Genomic DNA, 12635 nt, shown 5'->3' with positions numbered 1-12635 from the left:
GGCACCGTCCTTACCCGAACGACCGTACCGCCCGAGGGTGGTTCACAGTTCTGCCACGACCCCTTGGAAGAACACCCTCAACATCCATTGTCGCCACGCATGTTCGAAGGTAGAGTCGCCGTTCGCCGAGCACGGATGAGCACTTCTCAGCGCCATTTGGGGCGGGCATGTCAAATAATCGTGGTTCCCTCCGGGTCGTCCCCGACCTGCTCGACGTGTTCAGCGATATCGCACGTCGAAATCCCCGTCGTCCGGCGATTGTCCACAACGGACACGCCCTGAGTTACGGCCGGCTCCTGGAGTCGGCGAACGCCCTGGCCACCCGCCTGGGCCCGGATCCCGGCACGGTCGCCGTGCCGGCGATCCACGCGCCGGAAACGGTGGTCGCACTTCTCGGCGTGCTGACCGCCGGGGGCACCTATTGCCCCGTCGATCCGGCATTCCCGACGGCCCGCCGACACGCCATGGCGGCGGCCGCCGGGTGTCGTACCGCGGTGTCCGGCAGCACCGGCGACATCCTCCGACTCGACCTCCCCTTGGTGGAGTTACCGGAACCGAAGGAGTTATCCGGGGACCCCCCGGGAACCCTCCCGGCGAACCACGCCGGGAGCGCCCCGGAACACGACCCGGACCAACCGGCCTACATTCTCTTCACGTCGGGTTCGACCGGGCAGCCGAAACCCGTCGTGACACCGCGCCGGGCGGCCGCGGCAACCGCCCACGCGCTGGGAGGGCTGTTCGACCTCACCCCCGAGGACCGGGTCCTCCAGTTCGCCTCGCTCAACTGGGACACCTGCTTCGAGGAGATCCTCCCGACGCTCACCACGGGCGCGACCCTGGTCATGGACCGGGACGCGCACAGCGGGTCGTTCCCCCGGTTCCTGCGGACCGTCGGGCGCGAGCGGATCACCGTACTGGACCTGCCGACCGCCTTCTGGCACGAACTGGTGCACCACCTGGTCGATTCGGGCGACCGACTGCCCTCCTGCCTGCGCCTGCTGGTGATCGGCGGGGAGGCGGCCGGTCCGGCCCGGCTGGCCGACTGGTCCCGGCTGCCCACGGCGGCGATCCGGCTGCTGAACACCTACGGCTGCACCGAGACCACCCAGATCACCCACGCCGTGGACCTCTCCGGCCCACGGGCACCCGGGCGGACCTGGGACGGCGCCACCCGCGCGCCGATCGGGCGCGCCCTGCCGCACGTCGTCGAACGGCTCGACGAGCAGGGCGAGTTGCTGATCGGCGGCCCCGCCGTCGCGCTCGGCTACCTCGGCCTGCCGGAGGCGACCGCGGCGCGGTTCACCACCCTCGACGGCGCGCGGTTCTTCCGCACCGGCGACCGGATGAGCCGCGATCCGGACGGACTGCTCACCCACCAGGGCCGCCTGGACGGCGAGTTGAAGGTCCGCGGCATCCGGGTGGACCCTTCCGAGGTCGAGGCGCACCTCACCGGGCATCCCGACGTCACCGCCGCCGCCGTCACCGGAACCACCGTGGCCGGCCGCACCACCCTGGTCGCCTACGTGGTGGCCCGCCCGCAGCCCCCGGTCCGAGGGCTGGACCGCACTCTGCTGTCCTACCTGCGGGACCGGGTGCCCGGCCACCTCGTGCCGGGCCGGATCACCGTCGTGCCCCGCCTGGTGCACACCCCGAGCGGAAAGATCGACCGGGCCGGCTGCCACCTGCGCTACGCGACTCCCCCCGACAGGTCGAAGGAGACCTCCCTTGAGCACTGACCTCACCACACCCGCCACCGCGGACGCCCTGGTGGCCGTCTTCCGGCGCGTCCTGGAACGCGAGGACGTCACCGCCGACTCCGACTTCTTCGACCTCGGCGGTGATTCCCTGGTCGCCACCCGGGTGTTGAGCGCCGTCGCCCGCACCCACGGCGTCGAGCTGGGCTTCGACGACTTCCTGCTCGCGCCCACCCCGACCCGCCTCGCGCAGCGCATCACGGCCGCCGCATGAGCGAGGACCGGAGACGCGACGGCCACGGACCCGAGGGCCGGCGAAGATCGGCGGTCGTGGTCGGTGCCGGCCTGGCGGGGCTCACCGCGGCCACCGGGCTGGCCGCCCACGGGATCGAGGTCACCGTCCTGGAGGCCCGGGACCGGGTCGGCGGACGCACCCACGGCATCGAGGCCGCCCCCGGCAGCCGGGTGGACGCCGGCGCCGCCTACCTCGGCGACAAGCACACCGAACTGCACGCTCTGATAGCGGAGTTGGGGCTGAAGACCGCCCCCACCACGATGCTCGGCGCCAGCCGCTTCGCTCTCGGCTCCGCCGCCGAGAACGACGCCCGGGACGCCTCCGCCGACGACGATTGCACCGCGGCGGCCACCCGGGAGGGCCGCTTCCCCCCGCTCGACGCCGTCGCCCTCGGCGACCTGTTCGAGCGGCTGGCCGAACTCACCGCCGCCGTACGGCCGGAGGCCCCCTGGCTCACCCCGGACGCCGAACGGCTGGACACCCTGACCGCCGCCGAGTGGGCCGAGCAGCACCTCGCCCACCCGGACGCCAGGCTGTTCTTCCCGCTCTTCCTGGGCGAGATGTGCGCCGCCGATCCGGCCGACATATCCGTCCTGCACCTCGCCTTCTACCTGCGCTCCGGCGGCGGCCTGCGCTACCTCAACGCCTTCGCCGGCGGCGCCCAGCAGGACCGGATCGACGGCGGCGCCCACCAGTTGTGCGAACGGCTGGCCGAGCGCCTGGGCGACCGGGTCCGGCTGGGCGAGGCGGTCCGGGCCGTCCACCAGGACGACGACGCGGTGACGGTGCACACCGGGCGCGGCGCCCACCGGGCGGACGTCGCGGTGCTGGCGCTGCCCCCGCTGCTCGCCGACGCGATCGCCCACGAGCCGGCCCTGCCGGTGCCCCGGGCCGGAGAGCGCACCGCGCGCGGCTGTGCGGTCAAGGTCCACCTGGTCTACCCGGCCCCGCTCTGGCGCGACCACGGCCTCTCGGGCTGGTCGGTCAACGCCCGGGGGCCGCTGCTCTCCACCGTGGACGACTCCCCCGGCAGCGGGATCGGCGTCCTGACCGGGTTCGTCACCGGCGCCGAGGCCCACCGCTTCGGCGCGCTCACCCCGGAGCGGCAGCGCGCCGAAGCCCTCGCCCAGGCGGCGCGACTGTTCCCGATGCTCCCCGAGCCGATCGGCTTCCACGTCACCGACTGGCTCAACGACCCGTACAGCCAGGGGTGTTACGCCGCCCTGCTGGGGCCCGGCGACTGGACGCGGCTCGGCCCGACGCTGACCGCGCCGCACCGGCGGGTGCACTGGGCCGGCACCGAGACCAGCACCGCCTTCTTCGGGCTGATGGAGGGCGCGATCCGCTCCGGCCGGCGGGTGGTCGCCGAGATCCTCGACCGCTCCTGACCCTGCCACCGCGGCCCCCGCAGCCTGCCACCCGCCCCACCCCCGCCCCACCCCCGCGTCCCCCTCCCCCACCGCCCGCACGCCCCGACGGGCCCGCGGGCCACCCCCTCATCCCCTCCCAGGCGCCGTTCCACGAGAACCCGCGCCCGGCACCCCACGCCCGGAGACCGCCATGAGCGACCAGAGCCCCATCGCGCCCCTCGCCGCCAGAGAGCGGCTGATGACCGAACCCGAGCTCGGGGCGGGCAACTTCCTCGACCACGCGGTCGCGGCGAACCCCCACCGGTCCGTCCCGTTCGTCTTCACCCACCGCACCGACCACCGCGGCGAGGTCGTGCTGCGCGGCCACAGCCTGCTCGACCTGGTCGCCCTGCGCGACCGCTACGCCGCCTGGTACCACGCCAACGGGGTGCGTCCCGGCGAGCCGGTCGCCGTCGTCATCGGCGAGGGCCTGGAGCCGCTGCTGCACTTCCTCGCGCTCACCTCGCTGGGCGCCGTCCCCGCGCTGGTCAACGACGCGATGCGGCACGACGTGATGGTCCGCTACCTGGACCACGTCGGGGTGGTCGGGGTCGTCGCCGACGACACCACCCGGCTGGCCGCCGCCTACCGCGCGGACCCGCAGCGCCGCCCACGCTTCCTCGCCCTCGCCGCCGAGGTGCGGGCCTTCGACGCCGGAGCCGTCGCGCTGCCCGCCGCCCACCCGTACCGGCACGCCGCCGAGGACGTGGTCGCGCTGATCCACTCCTCCGGCACCACCGGCACCCCCAAGTCCACCATGCTGACGCACCGCGCCTTCTGGGACGGCAAGCAGCCGCGCATGGTGCGCTTCCCCGCCGAGCCGTACGACCGACTGATGTCGCTGATGCCGCACACCCACGCCGGCGGCCTCAGCTACTTCCTCACCGCCGTCCTGCTCGGCCTGCCGACCGTGGTGATGTCCGACTGGCGGCGCGCCGTGGTCGAACCGGTGATGGAGGCCTTCCGACCGACCATGGTGGCCTCCTTCCCGCGCACCTTCGTCGAACTGGCCACCGGCGAGCTGCCGGTGCGCGGCGCGGCCCGGGTGCACTCCTGGTTCAACACCGGCGACAGCGCGCACCACGGGCACATCCGCCGCCTGGTGACCCTCGGAGAGCGGCCTGCCGGGCTGATCCGCCCCTGGCTGCTGCCGCACGAGAAGGCCGAGCAACCCGCCCTTCCCGGTTCGCAGTTCATCGACGGGCTGGGCTCCTCCGAGATGGGCATGGCACTGTTCGGCCAGGTCACCACCCCGGAGAGCGCCCGCGACGACCGCTGCGTGGGCAAGCCGCTGGAGGTCGTCCGCAAGGCCGCCGTCCTGGACCACGACGGCGCCGAAGTCCCGGACGGCACCGTCGGGTTGCTCGCGGTGGACGCGCCCTCCCTGACCCCGGGGTACTGGAACGACGAGCGGCTGACCGCGAGCTTCGAGCTGTCCGGCTACTGGCTCACCGGCGACATCGCCCGCCGCGACGCCGACGGCCGCTACTACCACCTCGACCGCACGGTCGACGTCATCGACACCGCCGCCGGCCCGGTCTACAGCCTGCCGATCGAGGAGGTGCTGCTGGCCGACTGCGCGGGCCTGGTCCGGGACTGCTCGGTGGTCGGCGTCCCTGCGGGACCGGGCGCCGGCCAACAGCCCATCGCCGTCGTGCAGTTGCAGGCCGAAGCGGCCGAGGCCACGGCCGAGGAGGTACGGGCCGCGGCCAACGCGGCGCTGGTCGACGCCGGGCTGGCCGCCCTCGCCGCCGTCCGGATCGCCCGGACGGCCGAGGACTTCCCGCTCGGGCCGACCGGCAAGGTGCTCAAACGCGAACTGCGCACCCGCCACGCCGCCCTCCTCACCGACCGGTAACGCGCCGTGGACCACCCCGTGGACCACCCCGTGATCCGCCAGCCGTACCAGTACGTGCGGACGCCGCTGGTCGAACCGGACTGGCGCCGGCTGCCCGGCTGGCGGCAGGTCACCGCGGCGCAGTGGCGCGACGCCCAGTGGCAGCGCGCCCACTCCGTCCGCAACACCCGCCAGCTGCGGGCCGTCGCCGGCGGCCTGCTCACCGACCGCCTCTACGACGAACTCACCGCCGACCAGGCCGACTTCGCCACCATGCCGATCCTGCTGCCGCCGCAGGTGCTGAACACCATGGCACCCGGCGCGCCCACCACCCCGGAGGCCTTCACCGAGGCGTTCCTGGCGGACCCGGTGCGCCGCTACATGCTGCCGGTGCGCAGCGACCGCCACCCGCACTGGCCCAGCCACCCGCTGGCCGAGCGGGACTCCCTGCACGAGACGGACATGTGGGCGGTCGAGGGCCTGACCCACCGCTACCCGACCAAGGTGCTGGCCGAACTGACCGCCACCTGCCCGCAGTACTGCGGCCAGTGCACCCGGATGGACCTGGTCGGCACCTCCACCCCGCAGGTGGCCAAGACCCGGCTGCGGCTGCGCCCCGGCGACCGGCAGGAGCAGATGCTCGACTACCTCAAACGCACCCCCGCGGTGCGCGACGTGGTGGTCTCCGGCGGCGACCTCGCCAACGTGCCCTGGCCGCGCCTGGAGTCCTTCCTGCTGCGGCTGCTGGACCTCGGCTCGGTGCGCGACATCCGGCTGGCCAGCAAGGCCGTGGTCGGCCTGCCGCAGCACTGGCTGCAGCCGCACGTGCTGGAGGGCGTGGCGAGGGTCGCCGCCGTCGCCGCCGGCCGGGCCGTCAACCTCGCGGTGCACACCCACGCCAACCACGTCCGCTCGGTCACCCCGCTGGTCGCCGAGGCGGCCCGGGCGCTGCTGGACGCGGGCGTGCGGGACGTCCGCAACCAGGGCGTGCTGATGCGCGGCGTCAACGACACCCCGGAGGACCTGCTGGACCTCTGCTTCGCGCTGCAGGGCGAGGCGAACGTCCTGCCGTACTACTTCTACCTCTGCGACCTCGTCCCGGGCGCGGAGCACTGGCGGACCCCGCTGCACCGGGCGCAGCACCTCCAGGAGGCGATCATGGGCTACCTGCCCGGGTACGCCACCCCGCGCCTGGTCTGCGACGTCCCGCACGTCGGCAAGCGCTGGGTGCACCAGGCGGTGGAGTACGACCGGGAGCGCGGCGTCTCGTACTGGACCAAGAACTACCGCACCAGCCTGGAGGGCGGCAGCGGCCCGCAGGCCGCGCTCGACCGGCGCCACCCCTACTACGACCCGGTGGACACCCTCCCCGAGGCCGGCCGCCGCTGGTGGGCCGACTCCTCCCCCGCACCCCGCGCCGCACCGGCGCCCCCCGCCGCACGAGCAGCACGAGCAGCACGAGCAGAACGAGGAGCACGATGAGCGCCCATCCCCCGGCCGACGGTCTGCGCCGGATGTGCTGGATCTTCCCCGACCGGGAGTCCTCCCGGATGGCCGAGATGTGGCACGGCTTCTTCTGGGACCTCTACGCCGAGAGCGCCGCCGACCTCGGACTGCGCTGGAGCCGGCACGCCCCGGACGCCGTCACCGTGGACGCCACCGCTCCCGGCCGGCCCCGGGTGTACGTGGACGACGAGCCCGTCACCCCCGAGGACACCCTGTTCATCACCGCGCTCTACTCGCTGCCGTACCAGTCGATGGACGTCTTCAACCAGTACGCGCTGTACGCGGTGCTCGAACAGGCCGGCTTCTACCTGCCGTTCCCGCCGCAGGTGTCGCTGATCGGCAACGACAAGCTGGCCACCCTGCTGTTCCTGGCCGGCTCCCCGGTACCGACCATCCCGACCGTGCGGATCGGGACGGGCCGGGACACCGCCAAGCACGGCTACGAGGTCGCGCTCGGGAACATGACCTACCCGGCCATCGTCAAACCCGCCGGCTGGTGCGGCGGCGGGGGGATCAACCTGGCCCGCGGCCCCGAGGACGTCCGGGGCCTGGCCAGCCTCGCCCAGGGCGGCGACACCACCCTGGTGATCCAGCCGTACCTGGGCGACGGCACCGTCGACTACCGGGTCTATGTGGTCGACGGCCGGCCGTACGCGGTGATGAAGCGCACCCCCGAGCCCGGCTCCCCGGTCGCCAACGCCAGCCGCGGCGGTGCCATGGAGTTCCCGCCGGTGCCGCCCGAACTCGCCGCCGCCACCGCCTGGTTCGCCGAGCGGCTGCCGATCCCGTTCTTCTGCGTCGACTTCCTGCACGACGGCGAGCGGTACTGGTTCTCCGAGCTGGAGCCGGACGGCGTGATCGCCCCGGACCACACCGACCCGGACCGCACCCTCCAGCGCGACGTCACCCGGGCCCGGTTCGCCGCCTACCGGGACGGCCACGCCACATGGCTGGCCGCCGGCGCCCGCCCGCTCACCCTCGACCTCGCCCCCTCCCCTTCCCCTGCCCACCGGACGGACCCCCGATGACCGCCTTCTCCCTCTCCCCCGAGGCCGCCGGGCCCCGGCTGCACGTGGCCCGGCGCACCCTGGAGCGGCTGCGGGGCGTCCCCGGCCTGGCCGCGCGCTACCCGGACCACCTCGGCGCGGACACCCTGGACCGGCTCGCCGACCTCCCGCCGCTGGCCAAGGACGACCTCAACACCGCCCTCGCGCACCTGGAGCCGACCGCCGAGCAGTCCGCCACCTGGCTGTTCCAGAGCGGCGGCAGCACCGGCGCCCCGAAGGTCGGCTACGCCCCCACCGGCTTCTACATGGCCGGCGTACACGAACACTGGCAGCCCCTCGAGCCGACGGACGTCTTCGTCAACGCCTGGGGCGCCGGGCGGATGTGGGGCGCGCACTTCCTCGCCGCCGCGCTCGCCGACCTCTCCGGCTGCCGGATCATCGCGCTCGGCTCGGTCGCCAAGGAGGAGTACGACGACTGGCTGGCCTTCCTCGCCGCCCGCCGGGTGACGGCCATCGGCGGCACCCCCAGCGTGCTGCGGCTCTGGTTCGCCCACGCCCGGGCCGCCGGCATCGAACTGCCCTCGCTGCGCAAGGTGTTGTGGCTCGGCGAGGCCTGGCAGCACCAGCTGGCGGACGACCTGGCCGCGGTGGCCCCGCAGGCGCGGCGCTGGGGCATGTTCGGCAGCACCGAGACCTGGGTGGTGGGCACCAACACCCCGCACTGCCCGGCGGACGTCTTCCACCCGCTGCCGACCCAGCTGGTGCACGCCGACGCCGACGGCCTGCTGGACTTCACCACCCTCGACCCGGAGATGCTCAACCCGGTGCTGCGCTACCGCACCGGCGACGCGGGCGAGTTGACCTCCTGCCCGTGCGGCCGCCCAGAGCCCGCGATGCGCGTCCTGGGCCGGCGCGACAGCGTCGTCCAGGTCCGCGGCCTCGGGCTGGACGTGGACGAGCTGATCACCCGGACGGAGCGCGAACCGGGCGTGGCCCGGGCCCAGGTGGTGCTCACCGAGCAGGGCGGCCGGGCGACGGCCGTGGAGGTCCTGGTGCTGACGACGGGCCCCGGGGACGACTCGAACGGCGGACCGAACAGCTGCCCGGACGTCGAGCGGCTGCGCAAGGAGCTGTTCGCCGCCACGTTCACCCTCAGCACCGCCTTCCAGCACGACCCGGGGTCCTTCCGGGTGCGCCCGGTGGCGGAGCTGGTCAGCAACGGCCGCACCGGCAAGACGGCCGCGCTGGTCGTCCGGGAGGAGTCGTGACGGCGGACTCCGCACAGCCCGTGACGGCCGACTCCGCCCACGCCGCCACGGCGGATCCGGCCCGCCCGGCGCCGCTCGGCCGGAGCTTCTCCCTGTTCTGGGCCGGGCAGACCGTCAGCCTGGTCGGAGACAAGGTCACCGTCTTCGTCGTCCCCACCCTGATGATCTTCGTGCTGCACGCCTCCGCCCTGCAGGTCGGCGTGGTGGCGATGGCCCAGTACCTCGGCATCCCGCTGCTCGGGCCGGTCGCCGGGGTGCTGGTCGACCGCTGGGACAAGCGCCGCACGATGCTCGTCTGCGACCTGGTCCGGCTGGTCGCGGTGGCGGCGATCCCGCTCGCGTACGCGCTGGACCTGCTCTCCACCCCGCTGCTGTTCGGCTGCGTGGCGGTGATCAGCGGCGCGACGATCTTCTTCAACGTCGGCTACCTCGTCGCCGTCCCCGCCGTGGTGCCGAAGGACGGCATGGTCCGCGCCTACTCCCGGCTGGAGGGCAGCGGCTCGGTCTCCGAGGTCGCCGGGCCGTCCATCGCCGCCGCCCTCTACAGCGCGCTCGGCGTGACCGCCCTGCTGGTCGACGCGGCCAGCTACCTCGTCTCGGCGGCCTGCTTCCGCGCCATGCGCCCGTGGGGCGAGCGGACGGTGGAGCAGGGCTCGATCCGGGAGCGGCTGGCCCGGGGCTTCCGGCTCAACTGGGCCGACCCGGTGCTGCGCCGGGTGGTCCTGGCGGCCGTCGTCCTCAACTGCGGCGGGCCGGTCTTCGTCACCGTGCTGCCCGTCCTCGCCTACCGCGGCCTGGGCGTGAAGGTCGGCGTCTTCGGTGCGGCCATGTCCGTCGCCGCGCTCGGCGCGCTGGCCGGCGCCGTGGTCGCGCCCCGGCTCTCCCGGCGGTTCGGCCTGGGGCGGACGATGGCCTGGTCGCTGCTGCTGCACTGCCTGGTCGGCCTCGGTGTGCTCGCCGCGCCCGCCCTGCCCGCCGGACCGGTGATCGCGGTGACCATGGGCTGCTACGGCTTCTTCATGTCCTGCATCAACGTGTGCAGCGCCCCGTGCCGGCAGTCGAGGATGTCCGCCCACAACCAGGGCGTCATGCACGCCGCCTTCCGGACCGTCACCTGGGGGGTGATCCCGCTCGCCGCGCTGGTCGGCGGCCTGGCCGTCTCCCTGCTCACCGGCCCGCTCGGGATCCTGGACGCCGCCCGGGCGGTGATGGCCGGCGGCACCCTGCTCGCCGCCTGCTCCTTCCTCCCCGCCCTCGGCCTCCAGCCGCTGCTGGACGCCGCCGAACCGCGTACGGAGGGCGGCACCGCACCACTCGGCGAGGGCCACGCCGAACCGCGTACGGAGGGCGCCGCGTGAACGGGCCCGAGGAGAACGTGAACGGGCCCGAGGAGCAGGAGGAGCAGCTCGCCGACCCCGCCGGAAAGGTCCTGCTGATCACCGGCACCTCCTCCGGCATCGGCCTGGCCACCGCCGTCGCCGCGGCCCGGGCCGGGTACACCACGGTCGCGACGATGCGCGAGCCCGACCGCGCCAGGGCGCTGCGCGGCGCCGCCGAGGCCGCCGGGGCCGCCGTGGACGTCCGCCGACTGGACGTCACCGACCCCGGCTCGGTCACCGACTGCCTGGACGCCGTGCACCGGTCGTACGGGCGGCTCGACGCCGTCGTCAACAACGCGGGCGTGTCCAACTCCGACCCGACCCTGGAGATGTCCACCGAGGCGGCGCTGCGCGCCAACCTGGAGGTCAACTTCTTCGGCGTCGTCTCGGTCAGCCGGGCCGCGATGCCGCTGCTGCGCGCCGCCGGCGGCCGGCTGGTCACCGTCGGCAGCGTGCACGGGGTGGTCGGCCAGCCGTTCAACGAGGCCTACTGCGCGGCCAAGTTCGCCGTGGAGGGGTTCATGGAGGCGCTCGCCCCGGTCGCGGCGGCGCACGGCGTCCGGGTCTCGGTGGTGGTGCCCGGCTTCGTGCCGGACACCGGGTTCGGCGTCTTCCCCGACATCGACCGGACCACCATCCACGCCGCCTCCGGCCCGTACGCGCCCACCTTCGCCGGCTACCTGGACTGGGTCGGCGGCCAGGGCTGGGAGTCGGCCGGCCAGCCGGCCCGGGAGGTCGCCGAGGTCGTGGTCCGCACCCTGCGCGAGCGGCGACCGCCGTTCCGGGTGCCCACCGACCCGTGGGCCGCCGCCTACCTGGCCGCCAAGCTCGCCGACCCGGACGGCTCCGCCGTGCAGGCCCTCGCCCGGACCTGGCTCGGACGGCCCGCACCCGCCTCCTGACCCGCTTTCCCCCCGCCTCCTGCCTTTCTGCCTTCTGCCTTCTGCCTTCTGCCCCATGGAGCCCCCGTGCCCGCGAAGCCCCTGGCCGAGCTGATCCGGTTCGCCCGCGCCAACTCCCCGTTCTACGCCGAGCTCTACCGCGACCTGCCCCCGGACACCGACCGGATCGAGCTGCTCCCGGTGATCGACCAGGCCGCGTTCTGGGCCGCCAACACCTGGCCCGACAACCGGGTGCTGACCGGCCCGCTCACCGACGCCGGCGTCTACAAGACCGGCGGCACCACCGGAGTCCCCAAGTTCTCCCCGTGGACCCGCGGCGAACACGCCGACTCGGTGACCGCCTTCGGCGCCGGGCTCGTCCGGGCCGGCCTGCGGCCCGGACACCGGGTGGCCAACCTGTTCACCGCCGGCGAGCTCTACGGCGGCTTCCTCTACATCGAGAACGCCCTGCACCACGCACCGGTGGACAACGTCCGCCTCGGCGTGGGCGGCGCCGCCCCGAACCCGTACATCGCCGATCTGATCGCCGGCTTCGGCGTGCAGGTGCTGGCCGGCGAGCCGATGAAGCTCAGCGCCGTCGCCGAGTGCCTGATCGAGCGCGGGCAGCGCGCCGACGGGGTGGAACTGCTGCTGTTCGGCGGCGACCTGCTCTTCGCCGACCTGCGCCCGCTGCTCTCCCGGGCCTTCCCGAAGGCGGCCGTCGCCTCGGTCGGCTACGCCTCCAACGATGCCGGGCTGGTGGGCGCCCCCGTCCCCGGGGACGACGTCCGGGTCCACGAGGCCTTCGCCGACCGCACGGTGGTGGAACTGCTCGACGAGGCCACCGGCGAGGCGATCACCGCCCCCGGCAGGCCCGGCCGGGTCGTGGTCACCAACCTGTTCCGCACCCTGATGCCGATCCTGCGCTACCCCACCGGCGACCGCGCCGAGTGGGCGGACGGCGAGTGCCGCCGCTTCCGCCTGCTGGGCCGCTCCACCGAGGGCGCCCGGGTCGGCACCGTGACCCTGCCCACCGAGGAGGTCCGGGCCGTCCTGATCGCCGCCGACCCGGACCGGCACATCGCCGGGATGCAGCTGGTGCAGCGGCGTTGGGACGGCCGGGACGGCCTGATCCTGCGGCTCGGCCACCTCGGCCCGCCGCCCGCCGACCTCGCTGACCTCGCCGACCGGCTGGTCGAGGCCGTCTACGCGGCCCTGCCGCTCTACCCGTCGGAGGTCGCCCTCGGCAGCCTGCACGACCTCGCGGTGGAGTGGGTGCCGCGCTCGGAGCTGGTCACCAACCCCCGGACCGGCAAGCTCCAGCAGGTCCTGGACGAGCGCCCGAAGGACTGAGGCGTT

At 74.2% G+C, this 12635-nt stretch carries 10 protein-coding genes; all 10 read left to right on the top strand.

Features of this window, described 5'->3' with window-relative positions; translation table 11 throughout:
- Positions 1–167 precede the first annotated feature (167 nt).
- The 10 genes from ABTY56_RS09090 (at position 168) to ABTY56_RS09045 (ending at position 12629) form a co-directional block, all read left to right on the top strand.
- Positions 168–1736: an AMP-binding protein gene (locus tag ABTY56_RS09090; RefSeq protein WP_350627755.1), complete on the top strand. Its 1569-nt coding sequence runs from the start codon at positions 168–170 to the stop codon at positions 1734–1736.
- Positions 1726–1968, top strand: coding sequence for a phosphopantetheine-binding protein (locus ABTY56_RS09085; RefSeq protein WP_350627753.1), 243 nt, complete (start codon positions 1726–1728; stop codon positions 1966–1968). The genes ABTY56_RS09090 and ABTY56_RS09085 overlap by 11 nt, the downstream gene beginning before the upstream one ends.
- Positions 1965–3377, top strand: coding sequence for a flavin monoamine oxidase family protein (locus ABTY56_RS09080; RefSeq protein WP_350627751.1), 1413 nt, complete (start codon positions 1965–1967; stop codon positions 3375–3377). Before ABTY56_RS09085 ends, ABTY56_RS09080 begins: the two co-directional genes overlap by 4 nt.
- Before the next feature lie 172 nt (positions 3378–3549).
- On the top strand, positions 3550–5256 hold the full coding sequence (locus ABTY56_RS09075; protein WP_350627750.1) for a class I adenylate-forming enzyme family protein: 1707 nt from the start codon (positions 3550–3552) through the stop codon (positions 5254–5256).
- 18 nt (positions 5257–5274) lie between these two features.
- Positions 5275–6717: a KamA family radical SAM protein gene (locus ABTY56_RS09070; RefSeq protein ID WP_350627748.1), complete on the top strand. Its 1443-nt coding sequence runs from the start codon at positions 5275–5277 to the stop codon at positions 6715–6717.
- Positions 6714–7769, top strand: coding sequence for an ATP-grasp domain-containing protein (locus ABTY56_RS09065; RefSeq protein WP_350627746.1), 1056 nt, complete (start codon positions 6714–6716; stop codon positions 7767–7769). The genes ABTY56_RS09070 and ABTY56_RS09065 overlap by 4 nt, the downstream gene beginning before the upstream one ends.
- Complete coding sequence (locus ABTY56_RS09060; protein WP_350627745.1) at positions 7766–9016, top strand: AMP-binding protein; 1251 nt, start codon at positions 7766–7768, stop codon at positions 9014–9016. Before ABTY56_RS09065 ends, ABTY56_RS09060 begins: the two co-directional genes overlap by 4 nt.
- The gene (locus ABTY56_RS09055) at positions 9013–10374 is read left to right on the top strand and encodes an MFS transporter (protein ID WP_350627743.1); all 1362 of its coding nucleotides are present in this window, start codon (positions 9013–9015) and stop codon (positions 10372–10374) included. The genes ABTY56_RS09060 and ABTY56_RS09055 overlap by 4 nt, the downstream gene beginning before the upstream one ends.
- Positions 10371–11297 carry an SDR family NAD(P)-dependent oxidoreductase gene (locus ABTY56_RS09050; RefSeq protein WP_350627742.1) on the top strand — a complete coding sequence of 309 codons (927 nt, stop codon included), beginning with the start codon at positions 10371–10373 and terminating at the stop codon, positions 11295–11297. Before ABTY56_RS09055 ends, ABTY56_RS09050 begins: the two co-directional genes overlap by 4 nt.
- A gap of 66 nt (positions 11298–11363) precedes the next feature.
- On the top strand, positions 11364–12629 hold the full coding sequence (locus ABTY56_RS09045; RefSeq protein WP_350627741.1) for a phenylacetate--CoA ligase family protein: 1266 nt from the start codon (positions 11364–11366) through the stop codon (positions 12627–12629).
- The last annotated feature ends 6 nt before the right edge of the window (positions 12630–12635 follow it).

This window comes from Kitasatospora sp. NPDC097691, assembly GCF_040302665.1.
Classification (GTDB): Bacteria; Actinomycetota; Actinomycetes; order Streptomycetales; family Streptomycetaceae; genus Kitasatospora.
The sequence above is the reverse complement of the archived record's forward strand: the minus strand, read 5'-3'. Positions and strand labels throughout refer to the sequence as shown.